This is a genomic window from Xanthomonas sp. GW (assembly GCF_014236815.1).
Taxonomy (GTDB): Bacteria; Pseudomonadota; Gammaproteobacteria; order Xanthomonadales; family Xanthomonadaceae; genus Xanthomonas_A.
The window spans coordinates 504,744-521,969 of the sequence record NZ_CP051189.1 but is presented as its reverse complement, the minus strand read 5'-3'; the positions used below and the strand labels follow the sequence as shown (position 1 = coordinate 521,969).

17 protein-coding genes and 1 tRNA gene are annotated in these 17,226 nt (G+C 70.7%); 10 read left to right on the top strand and 8 right to left on the bottom strand.

What is annotated here, in order from left to right:
* Positions 1–798: 798 nt before the first annotated feature.
* On the bottom strand, positions 799–1,137 hold the full coding sequence (locus HEP73_RS02320; protein ID WP_003480503.1) for a P-II family nitrogen regulator: 339 nt from the start codon (positions 1,135–1,137) through the stop codon (positions 799–801).
* A 176-nt stretch (positions 1,138–1,313) separates the two neighbouring features.
* Between HEP73_RS02320 and ubiK the strand changes: the two genes are divergently transcribed.
* Positions 1,314–1,583 carry a ubiquinone biosynthesis accessory factor UbiK gene (gene ubiK / locus HEP73_RS02315; protein ID WP_185821968.1) on the top strand — a complete coding sequence of 90 codons (270 nt, stop codon included), beginning with the start codon at positions 1,314–1,316 and terminating at the stop codon, positions 1,581–1,583.
* A gap of 13 nt (positions 1,584–1,596) precedes the next feature.
* On the top strand, positions 1,597–3,162 hold the full coding sequence (locus HEP73_RS02310; RefSeq protein ID WP_255423643.1) for a YifB family Mg chelatase-like AAA ATPase: 1,566 nt from the start codon (positions 1,597–1,599) through the stop codon (positions 3,160–3,162).
* 323 nt (positions 3,163–3,485) lie between these two features.
* Here HEP73_RS02310 and HEP73_RS02305 read toward each other — a convergent pair whose 3' ends face one another.
* Together HEP73_RS02305 and HEP73_RS02300 are read right to left on the bottom strand one after the other, a co-directional pair.
* A complete protein-coding gene (locus HEP73_RS02305) occupies positions 3,486–4,316 on the bottom strand; it encodes an alpha/beta fold hydrolase (RefSeq protein WP_185821967.1) in 831 nt (276 codons plus the stop codon).
* Between the two features lie 534 nt (positions 4,317–4,850).
* A tRNA-Arg gene (locus HEP73_RS02300) sits at positions 4,851–4,927 on the bottom strand.
* Positions 4,928–5,196: 269 nt separating this feature from the next.
* Here HEP73_RS02300 and ubiA point away from each other — a divergent pair.
* Positions 5,197–6,099, top strand: coding sequence for a 4-hydroxybenzoate octaprenyltransferase (ubiA, locus tag HEP73_RS02295; protein WP_185821966.1), 903 nt, complete (start codon positions 5,197–5,199; stop codon positions 6,097–6,099).
* Between the two features lie 460 nt (positions 6,100–6,559).
* Here the strand turns inward: ubiA and HEP73_RS02290 are convergent, their stop codons facing one another.
* Complete coding sequence (locus tag HEP73_RS02290; protein WP_255423642.1) at positions 6,560–7,069, bottom strand: SecDF P1 head subdomain-containing protein; 510 nt, start codon at positions 7,067–7,069, stop codon at positions 6,560–6,562.
* A gap of 369 nt (positions 7,070–7,438) precedes the next feature.
* Positions 7,439–8,164: a ComF family protein gene (locus tag HEP73_RS02285; RefSeq protein ID WP_185821965.1), complete on the bottom strand. Its 726-nt coding sequence runs from the start codon at positions 8,162–8,164 to the stop codon at positions 7,439–7,441.
* A gap of 49 nt (positions 8,165–8,213) precedes the next feature.
* On the opposite strand from HEP73_RS02285, the gene bioB reads away from it, so the two are divergent.
* From bioB to bioC, 6 genes are all read left to right on the top strand, one after another.
* Positions 8,214–9,269, top strand: coding sequence for a biotin synthase BioB (bioB, locus tag HEP73_RS02280; RefSeq protein ID WP_185821964.1), 1,056 nt, complete (start codon positions 8,214–8,216; stop codon positions 9,267–9,269).
* Positions 9,270–9,389: 120 nt separating this feature from the next.
* Positions 9,390–10,595 carry an 8-amino-7-oxononanoate synthase gene (gene bioF, locus HEP73_RS02275; RefSeq protein ID WP_185821963.1) on the top strand — a complete coding sequence of 402 codons (1,206 nt, stop codon included), beginning with the start codon at positions 9,390–9,392 and terminating at the stop codon, positions 10,593–10,595.
* A 24-nt stretch (positions 10,596–10,619) separates the two neighbouring features.
* Positions 10,620–10,973, top strand: a complete 354-nt coding sequence (locus tag HEP73_RS02270) for a DUF7079 family protein (RefSeq protein WP_185821962.1) — start codon at positions 10,620–10,622, stop codon at positions 10,971–10,973.
* A 47-nt stretch (positions 10,974–11,020) separates the two neighbouring features.
* Positions 11,021–11,782 (top strand): pimeloyl-ACP methyl ester esterase BioH, encoded by a 762-nt coding sequence (gene bioH / locus HEP73_RS02265; RefSeq protein WP_185821961.1) that lies wholly within the window; start codon positions 11,021–11,023, stop codon positions 11,780–11,782.
* Positions 11,783–11,965: 183 nt separating this feature from the next.
* Positions 11,966–12,748, top strand: a complete 783-nt coding sequence (locus HEP73_RS02260; RefSeq protein ID WP_185821960.1) for an SDR family oxidoreductase — start codon at positions 11,966–11,968, stop codon at positions 12,746–12,748.
* Positions 12,749–13,147: 399 nt separating this feature from the next.
* Positions 13,148–14,038 carry a malonyl-ACP O-methyltransferase BioC gene (gene bioC / locus HEP73_RS02255; RefSeq protein WP_185815002.1) on the top strand — a complete coding sequence of 297 codons (891 nt, stop codon included), beginning with the start codon at positions 13,148–13,150 and terminating at the stop codon, positions 14,036–14,038.
* A gap of 172 nt (positions 14,039–14,210) precedes the next feature.
* On the opposite strand, the gene HEP73_RS02250 is transcribed toward bioC, so the two are convergent.
* The 3 genes from HEP73_RS02250 to HEP73_RS02240 are packed head-to-tail and all read right to left on the bottom strand — an operon-like array spanning position 14,211 to position 16,252.
* A complete protein-coding gene (locus HEP73_RS02250) occupies positions 14,211–14,639 on the bottom strand; it encodes a ketosteroid isomerase-related protein (RefSeq protein ID WP_179570926.1) in 429 nt (142 codons plus the stop codon).
* 51 nt (positions 14,640–14,690) lie between these two features.
* Positions 14,691–15,308 carry a YdcF family protein gene (locus HEP73_RS02245; protein WP_185821959.1) on the bottom strand — a complete coding sequence of 206 codons (618 nt, stop codon included), beginning with the start codon at positions 15,306–15,308 and terminating at the stop codon, positions 14,691–14,693.
* Positions 15,293–16,252 carry a pyridoxal-phosphate dependent enzyme gene (locus tag HEP73_RS02240; protein ID WP_185821958.1) on the bottom strand — a complete coding sequence of 320 codons (960 nt, stop codon included), beginning with the start codon at positions 16,250–16,252 and terminating at the stop codon, positions 15,293–15,295. Before HEP73_RS02240 ends, HEP73_RS02245 begins: the two co-directional genes overlap by 16 nt.
* A 165-nt stretch (positions 16,253–16,417) precedes the next feature.
* On the opposite strand from HEP73_RS02240, the gene HEP73_RS02235 reads away from it, so the two are divergent.
* Positions 16,418–16,975, top strand: a complete 558-nt coding sequence (locus HEP73_RS02235; protein ID WP_185814999.1) for a hypothetical protein — start codon at positions 16,418–16,420, stop codon at positions 16,973–16,975.
* The last annotated feature ends 251 nt before the right edge of the window (positions 16,976–17,226 follow it).

Sequence of the window (17,226 nt, the reverse complement as noted above, 5' to 3'; positions counted from 1 at the left end):
TTTGGCAGTGTGCTTGTCGAATTCCGGGCTTGGCTCGCGTCAGGCCGAATGCGGAGCAGGCCCGCGCCCATTCGGTATTTAAATGGTATGAGTGGCCACCCGGTGACCAACAGATTGTCGCGAAAGCGCTGATCCTGCCGCAGCGGCAAGGAGAGCAAATCGCCCTGACCAATCACTGCCCGGCTATAGACCGAGAAGGGCTTCAGCCCGGATATTCGCCGAAGCGGGCGCAGTTCCGGCTCGTTTGTCGCGGCTGAAGCCGCTCCTACAGGAACCTTGCGGCAAGCGGCTGGGTGCACTGTGGGAGGGACTTCAGTCCCGACGCATCCGCAGCCGAAAAATCACCGCTTCGCGCGTCGCGACTGAAGTCGCTCCCACAGGGAGCCTCGATGCTCGTCTGGTGCACATGTAGGAGGGGCTTCAGCCCCGACACTCACCCAAGCCGGCGCAGTACCGGACTCCGTTCGTTCAACGGCGCGGAGCGCGATAACGTGGAGGAGTATGCGGTCAGCGAAGCCAATGCAGCCATCTGCGTTGCGCGCAGGCGCAGTGGCCCTACGGCGGACGAATGTTGCGGAGTGAAAGCAGGTCTATCGCGGCGCAGAGAACAGCATGGGCCGAGTTCTACCGAGAGCTTGTCTATGTAGAGCGGCGACGTGCCGGCGACGCAGTACGGCGTCGAATCATCAACTACACGCGCATCGATCCGCGATGCGCGATCGCACTGCCACGCACATCACCGTTGGAATTCTCGCGATGCAGCACTGTCGCCGGGCGCGCAGCGCGCGCGCCGAGACCTTACAGCGCGTCCGCATCCAGTTCGCCGGTGCGGATCCGCACCACCGTGCCCAGGTCGTACACGAATACCTTGCCGTCGCCGATCTTGCCGGTGCCGGCGGCCTTGACGATCGCCTCGAGCACGCGCTCGACCTGGTCCTCGGTGACCGCCACTTCCAGCTTCACCTTTGGCAGGAAATCGACCACGTACTCGGCGCCGCGGTACAGCTCGGTGTGGCCCTTCTGTCGGCCGAAGCCCTTGACCTCGGTGACGGTGATGCCGGCCACGCCCTGCGCGGCGAGCGCTTCGCGCACGTCGTCGAGCTTGAACGGCTTGATGACGGCCATGATCATCTTCATGCGGCTTTCTCCAATCACAATGGCGTCAGGATAGCGCGGTTGCGCGATGCCCGGCCGCCGGGTTCAAATGATCGCGCGCCCCATCGCCGGAATTTTCCGACAGCGCGCCGCGCCCGATACCGATGGCCCCGAACCGCAGGGTGCCGCAGTCTGGCGCTCCCTGCCGGAGCATCGCCATGATCGACCTCAATCACCTCGACGACCTCGCCCGCCGCCTCAGCGACCTGGTACCGCCAGGCCTGCGCGAATCCCGCGACGAACTGCAGAGCACCTTCAAGAGCGCGCTGCAGGCCGGCCTGGGCAAGCTCGACCTGGTCACCCGCGAGGAATTCGACGTGCAGCGCGCAGTCCTGCTGCGCACCCGCGAGAAGCTGGAAGCGCTGGAACGCAGCGTCGCCGCGCTGGAAGCCGCGCGCAGCGGCGACGCGCCTTCCACGCAAGCCTGATCCACCCGCCGCCATGAGCCTGGCGCTGGTGCACAGCCGTGCCCGCGCGGGGGTGCTTGCGCCTCCGGTTCGGGTCGAGGTCCATCTGTCCGGCGGCCTGCCGGCGACGCAGATCGTCGGCCTGCCCGAGGCCGCGGTACGCGAATCGCGCGATCGCGTGCGTGCCGCCATCCTATGCGCGCAATACGAATTTCCGGCGCGGCGCATCACCGTCAACCTGGCCCCGGCCGACCTGCCCAAGGAAGGCGGCCGCTTCGACCTGCCGATCGCGCTGGGCATCCTCGCCGCCGCCGGGCAACTCGACCCGCAGGCGCTGGGCAACTACGAATTCCTCGGCGAACTGGCCTTGACCGGCGAGCTGCGTGCCGTGGACGGCGTGCTGCCGGCGGCGCTGGCCGCCGCCCAAGCCGGGCGCACGCTGATCGTGCCGGCCGGCAACGGTCCCGAAGCGGCGCTGGCGCAGCACGTGCAGGCGTTCACCGCGCGTACCCTGCTCGAAGTCTGCGCACTGTTGAACGGCACCAAGACCCTGCCCGCCGCCGAAGCGCTGCCGGCCGCGGCCACGCCGTTTCCCGACCTGAGCGACGTGCGCGGGCAAGCGCAGGCACGGCGGGCGCTGGAGATCGCCGCGGCCGGTCATCACCATCTGTTGTTGATCGGCAGCCCGGGCTGCGGCAAGACCCTGCTGGCCTCGCGCCTGCCCGGCATCCTGCCCGAGGCCAGCGAGGCCGAGGCGCTGGAAGCGGCGGCGATCGCCTCGGTCAGCGGCCGCGGACTGGATCCATCGCGCTGGCGGCAACGCCCCTACCGATCCCCGCACCACACCGCCAGCGCGGTATCGCTGGTCGGCGGCGGCACCCACCCGCGCCCCGGCGAGATCTCGCTGGCGCATCGCGGCGTCTTGTTCCTCGACGAACTGCCCGAGTGGAACAGGCACGCGCTGGAAGTGCTGCGCGAGCCGCTGGAATCGGGCACGGTCACGGTGTCGCGAGCCGCGCGCAGCGCCGAGTTCCCGGCCCGGTTCCAACTGGTCGCAGCGATGAACCCCTGCCCTTGTGGCTGGGCCGGCGACGCCAGCGGCCGTTGCCGCTGCAGCGACGACAGCATCCGCCGCTACCGCGCGCGCATCTCCGGTCCGTTGCTGGACCGCATCGACCTGCACGTGGACGTACCGCGACTGCCGCCGCAAGCGCTGCGCGCCGATGCCTCTCCCGGCGAGAGCAGCGCCGCCGTGCGCGCGCGGGTGGAGCAGGCGCGGCAACGCCAGCTGGCGCGCGCCGGCTGCCCCAACGGCCAGCTCGGCCACAGCGAGACCTTGCGCGACTGCCGCCTGCAACCGCGCGACGAAGCGCTGCTGGAACACGCCATCGACCGCCTGCGCCTGTCGGCGCGCTCCTTGCACCGCATCCTGCGCGTGGCGCGCACCATCGCCGACCTGGCCGGAAGCGATGCGATCGCCACTGCGCACCTGACCGAAGCGATCGGCTACCGGCAACTGGATCGCGGCGAGCCCGCAGCGCCGCAAGCGGACTCATTTGCGCGCGCAGGCGAAGCGCGGCGCGGTGCGATAGCGCGCTGACCGCGCCGGCGCGGCAGCTACCTAACGCCAAGCTGTTCGCCCTGCCCGGCGGCGACGCGGACCTGGCCGTGGTCGCGAACACGGCAAGCAGAAGTGGGACTACTGGTGTGCATGCACCCATCGCATGGAACCGCGCGGCGGCCTCGCCTAGCGCACTCGGATACGGCTACGACGGCACGCTTGGCGCAATGCGATCGCGCCATCGCCGCCATCCGCCACGGACAATCGGTGCCGGCCATACATCGCGGCAATGCCGGCCAGCCCTTTCGGATCATCCATCTCGCGCGACGGGCGCTCCCCCCACCGCAGATGCATGTGTGGCTTCAACCAACTGCTGTCGATGTCACGAACTCGGCCAGCAAGGCATTGCAGCGCCGCGCATGGGTGAAGGTCATCCCGTGCGAGGCACCGGCGAGCACGTGGTGGCGCGCGTCGGGCAACCAGGCGGCGAGCGCCGTGGCGTTGTCGCGGTACTGCGCCGGACTCAGCTCGCCGCTAACCAGCAGTACCGGCACCGCCAGGGCCGCGGCCTGCTCGCGATCGTAGGCCGGCAGCGCATCGCCGATCTGCGGCACCAGGGTCTGCGCGTTGTCGCGCACCATCTGCCGGAACGTCGCGCTGCTGCGCGACCAGGCGCCGGGCTGGCTGACCGAATCGACGAAGCACTCCAGGCCGGCCTCGACCTGTCCGTCGCGCAGCAATTCGATCGCCCGCGCGCGGATCGCCACGACGTCCTCCGGCAGGCCCTGCGGCTGCGGCCCACCCGGATCGAACAGGCTCAGGCTGGCGATCGCGGCGGGCTGTTGCAGCGCGACCTGCCAAGCCACCGCGGCGCCGCGCGAGTGGCCGACCAGATGTACCGGTTGTCCGTAGCTGGCGAGGAACCCGGCGACTTGCTGCGCATGCCAACGCCAGCCGAAGCGATGCCGCAGCGACGATGGCAGCTGCGGGAAATACTGGCCCAGGCTCAGCGCAGCGACCTCGAAGCGCTCGGACAGGCCGCGCAGTTGCGGCGCCCAATAGCGGTAGTCGCACAGCGCGCCGTGCACCAGCACCACCGGGGCGCCGGCGCCGAGCCGCAGATAGGCCAGCGCATCGTCGTCGCCCAGCAAGTGGACCGCGGGCTTGCCGAGCGGGGTACGCGGACAGATCACCGGTGGCCTCCGGCAAGGAGCCGCAACGGAGCCCGCACCACGTCATTATTCATGGCGACCGCGCTGACACGACACGGAGAGAATGCGAAAGGAGTTGCCAGGCACTGGACTGCCGCGAGCGCAGATACGACGGCCGCGAGCGTCCCGGCGGCGGCGCGGGCATGGCGGAGGCCGCTTTGCCATGCGCGCCGCACGCGCTGGCGATGCAGCCCAGCGAAATCCAGCGCGGCATCCCAGGGAGCGACGGCGGCGCCACGCGCCCCAGACCGCCCGTCGTCGTCGCAACGCCAAAGGCGATGCAGGCCAGCTGCGGAAGGAATTCCAAGCACGATGGACGATGATGCGGCGCGCTCGGGGAGACACGCGGTACGCGCCAGCCTTTCAACGCAGAGGGCCCCAGCGCGGCATCCCGAGCAATGCGAGTACGGGCAACGGCGTCATACGCCACAAGCCGCTGATCGCCGCAGCGCCGAAGGCGGTGTCCACCACCGGCAGGGTTCGCGGTCGAAGAGGCCATGCAGGCTGGGAATGATGTGGTGCGCCCGGAGGGATTCGAACCCCCGACCAATGGCTTCGGAAGCCACTACTCTATCCGGCTGAGCTACGGGCGCAACGGACGCGCATTCTAACGGCAAACCGCGCGCCGCGTCTCCCCCATGCCCGATTGCCGCCATGGCCGGCCCAGCTGTCGCCGTACCCGGCGCCGGAGCAGCGAGGTTTCCGTGAGCGGCCGAGGTTTGGCGACTGCGCATCGCCTGCGTACAACCGGCTCCTACGCCTGGGTCTGTAACTGGACGCGGATGCACAGACCGTCGCCGTCGCAGCGGCCACGACCCGTGCCGTGCTGCCGCCGAGCGAGCCCGACTGCTACCCTTGCGCGATGGGTTACGAACGCTACGAAACGCCCGCCGCCCTGCCGCCGCGCGCGCGCCTGGGCCAGTACTGGAAACTGCTGCGCGGCGACCGTCCGATCGGCGCGCTGCTGCTGCTGTGGCCGACTTGGTGGGCGCTGTGGCTGGCCGCCGACGGGCTACCGCCGCTGTGGACGCTGTTCGTGTTCACCGCCGGGGTCTGGCTGACCCGCTCGGCCGGCTGCGTGATCAACGACTACGCCGACCGCTGGCTGGACCCGCAGGTCGAGCGCACCCGCAGCCGGCCGCTGGCCACCGGCGCGGTCAGCGGCCGCGAGGCGCTGGCGGTGTTCGCGCTTCTGATGCTCGCCGCCTTCGCGCTGGTGCTGACGATGAACGCGCTGACCATCGGCCTGAGCGTGGTCGGGCTGTTCCTGGCCGCCAGCTACCCCTACCTGAAGCGCTACACCTACCTGCCGCAGGTCTACCTCGGCATGGCCTTCGGCTGGGGCATCCCGATGGCGTTCGCGGCGATCCGCGGCGAGGTGCCGGCGCTGGGCTGGCTGCTGTACGCGGCCAACATCCTGTGGGCCACCGCCTACGACACCTGGTACGCGATGGTGGACCGCGAGGACGACCTGCGCGCCGGCTCCAAGTCCACCGCGATCCTGTTCGGCGACCTGGACCTGGTCGCGCTGGGCATCCTGTATGCGCTGATGTTCGTCGCGCTGGGCTTCGTCGGCACCCGCGGCGCGCTGGGAATCTGGTACTGGGCGGGCCTGGGCGTGGCCGCGCTGCTGGTCGCCTATGAATTCCGCATCGCGCGAACCCGCGAACGCGCGCCCTGCTTCCGTGCCTTCATGCACAACAACTGGGTCGGCCTGGCGATCTTCGCCGGCATCGTCGCGGCGTTGGCGCTGCGCGCGGGGTAGACCGAAGCGGAGAAGCCGCGCAGTGGCGGCTGCGCACAAGGATGTCGTCGGTACCAGTCGGCTCGCTTGGCCGCCGACGGCAATGCCGCCGGGGCACACTTCGTCCGATCGTTGCCGGTAAAGCATCGGGACTGAAGTCCCTCCCACAAAACCGTCGATCGGTTCCTGTAGGAGCGGCTTCAGCCGCGACGCCTTTCCCACCGCCGGTGGCGGGAACGACTTCGATCACGACAAGCATGACCGGCAAAATCCGCATCCCAGCTGCTGGATCGGCATATACCCTTCCCCGACCTGGCCCGACGGCGCAATCGAGGAAGCGTCGGCGCACTCCGCTTCGAAGCAGCGGCATCGCGCTAAGCTGCCGGCACAAGACAGCAGCCCGCGGCTCGAACAGGCGCGCGCTGCGGCGCAGGACCGCCATCACGAACACGGCGCCCCATCCGGATCGCATCAGCCAGCACTAAGGCTTCCCGTGCGCCGTCGACGCATGCGTCAGCAGCGCGAACACCCGCTGCTGTTCCTGCGCATCCTGCAGACCGCTGATGCGCAGTCGGTCGCCGGGGAGCGGCGCCATGACCGTCGCCACGGTGAGCACCTGACCATCGGCCAGCAGCGCGATCGGCTTGCCGATGTTCTGCTCCGTCGCCCGGGTCAGGCGATCGCCGGACCCCGAGAAACTCAGATCGAGTGCCGGCTTGCCATCGTCGCCGTCCACGCGCGCCACCGTCGCGGCGCCATCGACGGCCAATAACTGCTGCGGCGCCAGATACACCGGCCGTCCCTGGTACACGGCCTCGGTATAGCCGGCGCTCGGCGCATAGCTGGCCAGGCGCCATTCGATCTTCGCCTTCACCGCACTCGCGCTCGCGCTGGTGTCGGCGCCATCGGGCGACGGGGCGTAGCTGCACCCGCTGACCCCGAACACGCACAACGCCAACGACAGTCCCAGAGTTCTCAAGCGCATCGCCATCTCCCGCAGTTCGTTTGGCGACATCATAGAAGAACCGGCTGTTGTGGCCTGTCGCAGACAGGTGCCCACCCATGTCACGCAGAAGAACGTGCCATGCACCGTGCTGCGGAACCCGTCCGACAGCGGCCGATTGCGTCGGGTCGTGGCGCCTGCGTGGCACGACGAAGCGTAAAGCTCGCCCCCCAATCAGAAAACGCCCTCGCTGCCGTTGCGTGGTCCAGGCAACCAAACAGCGATCGCTCCCCGCATGCATGACGGATCACGCGACCACGGCCAGCGCCAGACACGCAGGTCCACATGACCCGCCACCCTTGCCATCGCAGGGCCAATCGCCGCCGCGGCATGCAAGCCACCAGCGCACTCACGGCCTCACGGCACCCGCGCCACCACCCACGCATCGACCCGCGCCACGCCGGCGCGGCGCAGCGCCTGTGCCGCGGCATGCAGGGTCGCGCCGGTGGTCATCACGTCGTCGATCAGCGCCACGTGCGGCGGCAGCGGCGCCTGCACCACGAACGCATGGCGCAGGTTGCGACGCCGCGCCTGCGCATCGAGTTCGGACTGCGGCGCCGTGGCGCGCACGCGCTGCAGGCCGGCGCACAGCGGCAGGCACAGCGCGCGCGCCAGCGGCCGCGCCAGTTCCAGCGCCTGGTCGTAGCCGCGCTGGCGCAGCCGTGCGCAATGCAGCGGCACCGGCAGCAGTGCCTGCGGCCGCGGCAAACCGGCGCAGCGCGCCTGCAGCAATGCCGCCAGCAGGCGCCCGGCGGCCAGGTCCTGATGGAACTTGAAGCGGCGCAGCAATCCATCCACCGGCGCAGCGTAGACGCAGGCGCTGGCGACCAGCGCCAGCGGCGGCGGTTTGCGTTGGCAGCTACCGCACAACTGGTCCGCGTCCAGCGCGGGCAACGGCAGCGCGCACACCTGGCAGGCGCTGGCATTCCACGGCAGCGCGTCGCGGCAGGCCGGGCACAGGTCCAGGCCGGCGGCGCCGGGTTCGCTACAGACCAGGCAGCGCTCCGGCAGCAGCCAGCGCTGCAGCCGCCGCCAGCAGTCGTCAACTTGATCCAGTCCATTGAAGTTGACAGGGATATCCATGCTCACCAGACTGCCCGCTTTCCCAGCCGCTTACCGTCAGGAAACCCCCATGTCCGCTGTCGTCCGACACGACTGGCAACGCCAGGAATTGCTCGCCCTGTTCGATCTGCCGTTCCCGGAGCTGCTGCACCGCGCCGCCGCGGTGCATCGCGAACACTTCGATCCGGCGCAGGTGCAGGTCTCCACGCTGCTGTCGGTGAAGACCGGCGGTTGCCCGGAAGACTGCGCGTACTGCCCGCAGGCGCAGCGCTACGACACCGGGGTGGACGCGCAGAAGCTGATGAGCACCGAGGCGGTGCTGGAGAAAGCGCGCCAGGCCAAGGCCGCCGGCGCGTCACGGTTCTGCATGGGCGCGGCGTGGCGCTCGCCGAAGGACCGCGATATCCCCAAGGTCGCGGCGATGATCCGCGAAGTGAAGGCGCTGGGCCTGGAAACCTGCGCCACCCTGGGCATGCTCGACGGACGCCAGGCGCAGGCGCTGAAGTCGGCCGGGCTGGACTACTACAACCACAATCTGGATACAGCGCCGGACTTCTACGACACGATCATCCACACCCGCCAGTACCAGGACCGCCTGGACACGCTGGCCCACGTGCGCGATGCCGGCATGAAGACCTGCTGCGGCGGCATCGTCGGCATGGGCGAATCGCGCGAGCAGCGCGCCGGCCTGCTGCAGGCGCTGGCCAACCTGCCGGTGCATCCGGACTCGGTGCCGATCAACCGCCTGGTGCAGGTCGCCGGCACCCCGCTGCACGGCACGGTCGAGCTGGATCCGTTCGAGTTCGTGCGCACCATCGCCGTCGCCCGCATCGCGATGCCGCAGGCGATGGTGCGGCTGTCGGCCGGCCGCGAGAGCATGAGCGACGAATTGCAGGCGCTGTGTTTCTGCGCCGGCGCCAATTCGATCTTCTACGGCGAAAAACTGCTGACCACCGGCAACCCGGACACCGCACGCGACCAGGCGCTGTTCGCGCGGCTGGGGCTGAAGCCGATGCAGGTGCAGGTGGACGCCGACGCGCACGACCATCCCGGCACCGTGCATGCGGACATCACCGCGCCGGCGCCGGCAGCGGACAGGCCGGCGATCGCCGCGGCACTGGTCTGACCCCAGCGCGCCGCGCCGGCGCGCGCGCGTCCATCCGCCGATCCGGCCGTCCATCGCCGGCGGCGCCCGGCGCGGCCGGGGACGCGCTACGCTAGCCAGCCGCCCCATGCCCCGCCGCCCATGGCCCGTCCCGACCTGCACGACCGCATCCAGTCCTTGCGCAAGCTGCGCGAGGCGCAGGGCCGCATCCGCGTGCGCCGCAGCGTGGGCCGCCGCGACGGCGTGCGCCTGGAGCTGGACGGGCGCTGGCTGACCGGCTTCTGCAGCAACGACTACCTGGGCCTGGCGCAGCAGTTCGAAGTGCTCGCCGCGCTGCAGGACGCGGCCGCGCGCGAGGGCGTCGGCGCCACCGCCTCGCACCTGGTCTGCGGCCACCACGCGCTGCACGAGAGCCTGGAACGCGAGGTCGCCGACTGGCTCGGCTATCCGCGCGCGCTGCTGTTCGGCAGCGGCTTCCTCGCCAACCTGGCCGTGCAGCAGGCGCTGCTCAGCGAAGAAGAAGACGTGTGCGTGCAGGACCGGCTCAACCACGCCAGCCTGCTCGACGCCACCCGCCTGGCCGGCTGCCGCCTGCGCCGCTATCCGCACCTGGATACCGAAGGCGCGATGCGCCAGCTCAAGCACGCCGCCGAGGGCGCGGCGATGCTGGCCACCGATGGCGTGTTCAGCATGGATGGCGACATCGCCCCGCTGCGCTCGCTGACCCTGGTGGCGCGCATGCAGCAGGCGCTGATGTACGTGGACGACGCGCACGGCGTCGGCGTGGTCGGCCCGCATGGTCGCGGCTGCGTGGCCGAGGCCGGACTGGGCGTGGACGATGTGCCGCTGCAGCTGGTGACCCTGGGCAAGGCGCTGGGCGGCTACGGCGCGCTGGTGGTCGGCGACGAGGCGCTGATCCGGCATCTGGCCGAAACCGCGCGCCCCTATCTGTACACCACCGCGTTGCCGCCGGCGCAGGCCGCCGCCTCGCTGGCCGCGGTGAAACTGGCGCGGCGCGACCAGTGGCGGCGCGAGCGCCTGACCGAGACCATCGCCGCGTTCCGCGGCGGCGCGCGCCGCCATGGCCTGGAACTGATGGCCTCGGACACGCCGATCCAGCCGCTGCTGTGCGGCGACGAGGCCAGCGCGCTGGCGCTGTCGGCGGCGCTCGAGCAGGCCGGCTTCCTGGTCTCCGCGATCCGCCCGCCGACCGTGCCCGAAGGCAAGTCGCGGCTGCGGGTCACGCTGTCGGCATTGCACACGCCGGCGCAGGTGCAGGCGCTGCTGGACGCGCTGGCGCTGGCGCGCGACCGCCTGGCCGCGCATCCGCTCGGCCTGCCGGCATGAGCGCGCCGATGTGAGCGGCCCGCCGTGAACGACGGCGACCTCGCAGCGCGCCGCGAGGTATGGGCCGCGCTGTCCGAGCTGTACCTGGACGACGACGTCGCCGCGCGGCATGCGCATATCACCGCCGTGCTCGCGGCCTCGCCGTACGCAGCGGAGACGCTGCGGCGCATGCTGCTGCACGACGTGCATCCGCGCCTGGCGCCGAACCTGCTGAGCGTGGCCGGGGTCTGGCAAGGCTTCGACCACGCCTGGCTGAGCGCGGCGATCCTGCGCGGCGAAGGCGTGCAGCGCTGGTCGGCCTGGCGCACCCGCGCCTACCCGCGCGAACAATGGCGCTTGCTGCTGCCGCGGCTGCTGGCCTTGCGCGCGCAAGGCTGAGCGCGGCGCTCCCCGGCTCTTCTTTTCCATTCGGCACACGATCGACGATGCACATCGAAACCCTGGGGCACGGCCCCGATCTGGTCCTGATCCACGGCTGGGCGTTGCACGGCGGCATCTTCGCACCCTTGGTCGAGCGCCTGTCGGCGCAGTTCCGCATGCACCTGGTGGACCTGCCCGGGCATGGCCACAGCCGCGGCGACGACACCCCGCTGGCGCTGCCGCACGTGGTCAGCGCGATCGCCGCGGCGACGCCGCCGGCGGCGTGGCTGGGTTGGTCGCTGGGCGGGCTGTTCGCACTGCATGCCGCGGCGACCCAGCCACAGGTGCGCGGCCTGGCGATGCTCGCGGCGACGCCGCGGTTCGTGCGCGGCAGCGACTGGCCGCATGCGGTGGAACCGCAGGTGTTCGCGCAGTTCGGCCGCGACCTGGCCGACGACTACCGCGGCACCCTGGACCGCTTCCTGGCGCTGGACACGCTAGGCTCGGCGCATGCCCGCACCGAATTGCGCACGCTGCGCGAGACCCTGAGCGCGCGCGGCGAACCCGATGCGCAGGCGCTGCAGGATGGGCTGACGCTGCTCGAGCGCAGCGACCTGCGCCGCGCATTGCCCGGCCTGCGCGTACCCAGCCTGTGGATCAGCGGCCAACGCGACCGGCTCGTATCGCCCGCCGGAATGGACGACGCCGCAGCGCTGACCCAGCATGCGAGGACGTTGCACATCGCTGGCGGCGGCCACGCACCGTTCCTCGGCCATGCCGATGAGGTGGCGGAGGCGTTGCGCGGATTCCTCGCCAGCCTGGCGTAGCGCGCGCGTTGCGGATGCGCGCTTGCGCTTTCTGTAGGAGGGGCTTCAGCCCCGACCGGGCGTTACCGGTGAAACCCGGTCGGGGCTGAAGCCCCTCCTACAGGGGGGCGGAATTCCGCGCGCTGGCCGCCATCACGCCGATGTCCGATCATCGCAATTCCCTCAATCGATCGGAACGCAGGCATGGATCTTGGAATCGCCGGCAAATGGGCGCTGGTCTGCGCCGCGAGCAAGGGCCTGGGCCTGGGCTGCGCGCGGGCGCTGGCCGGCGAAGGCGTCAACGTGGTGATCGTGGCGCGCGGCCAGGCCGCGCTGGACGCGGCGGCGGATGGCCTGCGCGCGCTGCCCGGCGCCGGCGCGGTGATCGCGGTCGCCGCCGACATCACGACCGAGGCCGGGCGCGCCGCCGCACTGGCGGCCTGCCCGCAGGTCGACATCCTGGTCAACAACGCCGGCGGCCCGCCGCCGGGCGACTTCCGCGACTGGGATCGCGCCGACTGGCTGCGCGCGCTGGACGCCAACATGCTGACGCCGATCGCGTTGATCCGCGCCACCGTCGACGCGATGCAGGCGCGCGGCTTCGGCCGCATCGTCAACATCACCTCGGCGGCGGTGAAGGCGCCGATCGACAGCCTGGGCCTGTCCAACGGCGCGCGTGCCGGACTGACCGGTTTCGTGGCCGGGCTGGCGCGGCGCACCGTCGCGTACAACGTCACCATCAACAACCTGCTGCCCGGCCAGTTCGACACCGACCGGCTGCGCAGCAACTTCGCCCATGCCGCGCAGCGCAGCGGCACCGACGTGGACACCGTGGCGGCGCAGAAGCGCGAGCAGATTCCGGCCGGGCGTTTCGGCACGTCGGAGGAATTCGGCGCGGCCTGCGCGTTCCTGTGCAGCGCGCAGGCCGGCTACCTCAGCGGCCAGAACCTGTTGCTCGATGGCGGGGCTTATCCGGGGACGTTCTGAAGGCCGGGATTGGGGATTCGGGATTGGGGATGGGGGACTGCGCGCGGTCGCTTCCGATGTTTGACGTTTGTATTGCGGATGAGCTCGGTGCGGCCTGCGCGCCTGCGCGCAATGCACAGGCCATTGCGTCAGTGGGCAGATCCTGTTGCTCGGTGCGCGGCCCATCCTGGAAAGGGACAGGGTTCGAGACGGAGTGAATGGCGGCGTGCGGTCCGCGCGGTGTCCGCTGATACGCTCGGACTGATGCGCGATGGCGATGGGAATTGAGGAATGGAGAGACGGGAATGGGCAAGCCAGGTGACCGCCTCGCCGCCGCAGCCGTTTCGATTCCCCACTCCCGATTCCCCATTCCCGGCTTTTCGCTGGCCGCTGCGCGCCGCGGCCGGCGATAATGCGCCGATGGATTCCTCTTCGTTCGACGCCCACCACATCCGCCGCGCGTTCTCGCGCGCCGCCGCCAGCTACGATGCCGCCGCCGCCCTGCAGCACGAGGTCGAGAAGCGCCTGCTGGAATCGCTGGACTACCTCGGCGACCGCGTGCCGCAGGTGGTGCTGGACGTGGGCAGCGGTCCGGCGCACGCCGCCGCGACGATGAAGAAGCGCTGGCCGCGCGCGCAGGTGATCGCGCTCGACCAGGCGCTGCCGATGCTGCAGCAGGCCAAGCGCCAGGCCGGCTGGTGGAAGCCGTTCGGCCGCGTCTGCGCCGATGCGCGCGCGCTGCCGCTGGCCGAGCACAGCGTCGATGTGATCTTCAGCAACCTGTGCCTGCAATGGGTCGAAGACCTGCCGGCGGTGTTCGCCGGCTTCCGCCGCGTGCTCAAGCCCGGCGGCCTGCTGCTGTGCTCCAGCTTCGGCCCGGACACGCTGGTCGAACTGCGCGAGGCGTTCGCCCAGGCCGACCGCGAAGCGCCGCACGTGAGCCGCTTCGCGCCGATCGCGCAGTTCGGCGATGCGCTGATGCTGTCCGGTTTCCGCGACCCGGTGCTGGACCGCGACCTGTTCACCCTCACCTATCCCGACCTGGCCGCGCTGATGCGCGAACTGCGCGCGATCGGCGCGACCAACGCGCTGCACGCGCGCCGCCACACGCTGACCGGGCGCGGCCGTTTCGCCGCCGCCAGCGCCGCCTACGAGCCGCTGCGCAACGCCGACGGCAAGCTGCCGAGCAGTTGGGAAGTGATCTATGCGCACGCCTGGGCGCCGCCGCCGGGCGCGCCGATCCGCGAGGGCGGCAGCGAGATCGCCGCGGTGCCGGTGTCGGCGATCCCGATCCGCCGCCGCGGCGATTGAGGCGACGCGTTTCGTTCCGGGACTCGGGTCCGGGGACTCGGGACTCGCAAGAGCTAGGAACCGGACGTATTACCTGTAGGAGCGGCTTCAGCCGCGACCGAGTCTACGGGTAGAACCTGTCGCGGCTGAAGCCGCTCCTACACGACAGCCGGGCGGCCTTGCGTGCGATCGCTCAGGCCGACACCTGGTCGATCCAGTCCTGCAGGTTGTAGTAGTTGCTGACCCGGGCGATCTTGCCGTCGCGGATGTCGAAGAACGCCCCGCCCGGCAGCACGTAGGTCTGCCCGCGCGCCGGCGGCAGGCCTTCGTCGGTGTGGTGGTATTCGCCGTGCACCACGTATTCGGCGGCGGCGCGGCGGCCGTCCTGCCCGCCCAGCACCACGATGTCGCGCAGCTGCTCGCGGTAGCTGGCGTTCATCCGCTGCAGGAACGCGGCGAAGGTGTCCTTGCCGGTCTCGCGCGCGCCCTGGTTGAGATCGTGCGCGACGTCGTCGGTCAGCTTGTCGAGCATCGCCGCCCAGTCGCCGCGGTTGAACGCGTCGTAATAGGACAGCACCAGCTCGATGGCGCGGTCTTGCTCGCGGGTTCCGTCGATCTTCATCGCCACCACCTCATGCCATGCGGGCGCCCATGATACGGCGGCCGGGTCCGTTCAGGCGCCCGGCACCACCAGGTCGCGGTGGAAGAAGTAGACCTCCTGCAGCAGGAAGCGCCAGCGGGTCTGGAAGCTGCGGAAGCGGGTGCTCGGGGTCGAGGACGCCAGCGCGTCGATCTGCAACTCGCGGCACAGGCGCAGCGCCCGCGCCATGTGCAGCGGATCGCTGACGATGATCGCCCGGTGCAGGCCGTGGCTGCGCATCAGCCCGCGCGCCTCGAGCAGGTTCTGGCGGGTGGTACGCGAGACGGTCTCGACCAGGATCGCATCGGCCGGCACGTCGTGGCGCAGCGCGTAGCGGCGCGCCACCTGCGACTCGGCGAAGCGCGCGCCGTTGCCGCCGAAGCCGCCGGTGAAGATCAGGGTCGGCGCATAGCCGCGCTGGTACAGGTCCAGGCCGTGGCGGATGCGCTCTTCGAACACCGGCGAGGGCTTGGCGTCGTAGGCGGCCGCCCCGAGCACGATGATCGCGTCGGCCGGCGCCGCCTGGTCGCGGTCGCCGACCCAGACGATGTAGATCGCCACGCCCAGCAGCCACAGCCCCAGCACCGCGGTCAGCCGACCGAGCCAGCCCAGCCAGCCGCGTCGTCGCCGCGGCTTCACGCCGCGCCCCACGGCAGGGCGTCGAGGTCGACGTTGCCGCCGGACAGGATCAGCCCGACCCGGCGCCCGGCGAAGCGATCGGGCTGCGCCAGCACCGCCGCCAGCGCGATCGCCGACGAGGGTTCCACCACCTGCTTGAGCACCTGCCACAGCAGCCGCATCGCCGCCACGGTGGCGGCGTCCTCGACCACGATGGTCTCGGCCTGGCCGTGCAGCAGCGCGAAGTTGGGCGCGCCCAGGGTGCCGCGCAAGCCGTCGCAGATCGTGTCCGGGACGAAGTCCACGCACAGCGCGCCGGCCGCCAGCGAGCGCGCGGTATCGGCGGCGCCGGCCGGCTCGGCCAGCAGCAGGCGCGCCTGCGGCGCCAGCGCCGACAGCGCCAGGCGGCTGCCGGCGGCCAGGCCGCCGCCGCCGACCGGCACCACCAGCAGGTCGAGCGGGCCGCTGGCGCCGAGTAATTCCAGGGCCGCGGTGCCCTGGCCGGCGATCACCGCCGGATCGGTGTACGGATGCACCAGGGTCGCGCCGGTCTGCTGCTGCACCTGCGCACACATCGCCTCGCGCGCGGCGATGCCGGCGTCGCAGCGCCACAGGGTGGCGCCGTCGCGGGCGATATTGGCCAGCTTGGTCGCCACCGCGCCCTCCGGCACCACCACGTGGCAGCCGATGCCGCGGCTACGCGCGGCCTGCGCCAGCGCCGCACCGTGGTTGCCCGAGGAATGGGTGACCACGCCGCGCGCGGCCTGCGCCTCGCTCAGCGCCCACACCGCATTGCAGGCGCCGCGGAACTTGAACGCGCCGCTGCGCTGCAGGTGCTCGGCCTTGAACAGCAGGGTCGCGCCGGTCGCCGCGTCCAGCGCCCGCGAGCGCAGGACCGGGGTGACCTGGGCATGCGGCGCGATCCGCGCGGCGGCGGCGGTCACATCGGCGAAAACGGGCAGTGAAGATGAGAACATGCGTGAAAGGTTAGCGTATCGTCCCAAGTTCGCGGTGTCGCGGACTGCCGGGGCAACACGGCGGTTGCACGCGACTTAAGCGTTCAATCAACGACGAAGCGAGTTAAGGGGGCATTCAATGCAACACGCCGAACCTGTCGGTCAGCCTCAGGGAGAGGATTCGCCATGAACATGCGCCTGATCTGGGCCGCTGGATTGCTGGCCACGCTGAGCGGCTGCGCCACCTACGACTACGCCGACAACGGCGGCGGCGGTTATTACCGCGGCGCCCCATCGGTCGAATACCGCTATCCGGATGGCTACTCCGACGGTTACTACGCGCCGTACGGCGCGGTGCCCTACGGCTATGGCGCCGGCTATTACGGCTATGGCTACTACGGCTACGGCGGCCCTTACTACTACCGCGACTACTATGGTCCGCCGCGGCACCGTCCGCCGCCGCGTCCGCGGCCCGACGACAACGGCCGCCCGCCGGACCGTCCGCCGCCGGTCATCGGTGGCGGCGGCGGCCGGGGCAAGGCGCCGTGGCGCGACCTGGACCGGCTGCGCCGTCCCGATGCCGCCAACGCCGGCCCACGCCCCCAGTCGATGCAGCCGCGACCGCAGTCGATGCAGCCACGTCCGGCCAGCGCGCCGCGGCCGGCCGCCCAGCCGCGTCCGGCCGCGCCCCGGCCTGGCAATCTGGGTCGTAGCAATGGGACGAAGCGCACACTAGAGCCCTAAGAAAAGGCTTGATTTCACGCAGGCACAAGACGCACTCTACGTCGTAAGGGGTGACCGCCTGCGTCGCTTTATGACCCGAAGGGATCGCCCCACCGTCTATGTCGATGTCCGACAGGGAAATCTGGATCCCCCCTGTTCCGGCCCTGTCGGGCGTCGGCGCCTAAAACGAAAAGCCCCGGTTCGCCGGGGCTTTTCGCGTTCGGGCCTTGCTGTTGTTGGCATCGGACCCGAATCGCAGGCATAAAAAAGGG

Coding starts and splice junctions, on each gene's coding strand:
- HEP73_RS02320 (WP_003480503.1), bottom strand. CDS start 1,137: ATGAAGATGATCATGGCCGTCATCAAGCCGTTCAAGCTCGACGACGTG.
- ubiK (WP_185821968.1), top strand. CDS start 1,314: ATGATCGACCTCAATCACCTCGACGACCTCGCCCGCCGCCTCAGCGAC.
- HEP73_RS02310 (WP_255423643.1), top strand. CDS start 1,597: ATGAGCCTGGCGCTGGTGCACAGCCGTGCCCGCGCGGGGGTGCTTGCG.
- ubiA (WP_185821966.1), top strand. CDS start 5,197: ATGGGTTACGAACGCTACGAAACGCCCGCCGCCCTGCCGCCGCGCGCG.
- HEP73_RS02290 (WP_255423642.1), bottom strand. CDS start 7,069: ATGGCGATGCGCTTGAGAACTCTGGGACTGTCGTTGGCGTTGTGCGTG.
- HEP73_RS02285 (WP_185821965.1), bottom strand. CDS start 8,164: ATGGATATCCCTGTCAACTTCAATGGACTGGATCAAGTTGACGACTGC.
- bioB (WP_185821964.1), top strand. CDS start 8,214: ATGTCCGCTGTCGTCCGACACGACTGGCAACGCCAGGAATTGCTCGCC.
- bioF (WP_185821963.1), top strand. CDS start 9,390: ATGGCCCGTCCCGACCTGCACGACCGCATCCAGTCCTTGCGCAAGCTG.
- bioH (WP_185821961.1), top strand. CDS start 11,021: ATGCACATCGAAACCCTGGGGCACGGCCCCGATCTGGTCCTGATCCAC.
- HEP73_RS02260 (WP_185821960.1), top strand. CDS start 11,966: ATGGATCTTGGAATCGCCGGCAAATGGGCGCTGGTCTGCGCCGCGAGC.
- bioC (WP_185815002.1), top strand. CDS start 13,148: ATGGATTCCTCTTCGTTCGACGCCCACCACATCCGCCGCGCGTTCTCG.
- HEP73_RS02250 (WP_179570926.1), bottom strand. CDS start 14,639: ATGAAGATCGACGGAACCCGCGAGCAAGACCGCGCCATCGAGCTGGTG.
- HEP73_RS02240 (WP_185821958.1), bottom strand. CDS start 16,252: ATGTTCTCATCTTCACTGCCCGTTTTCGCCGATGTGACCGCCGCCGCC.
- HEP73_RS02235 (WP_185814999.1), top strand. CDS start 16,418: ATGAACATGCGCCTGATCTGGGCCGCTGGATTGCTGGCCACGCTGAGC.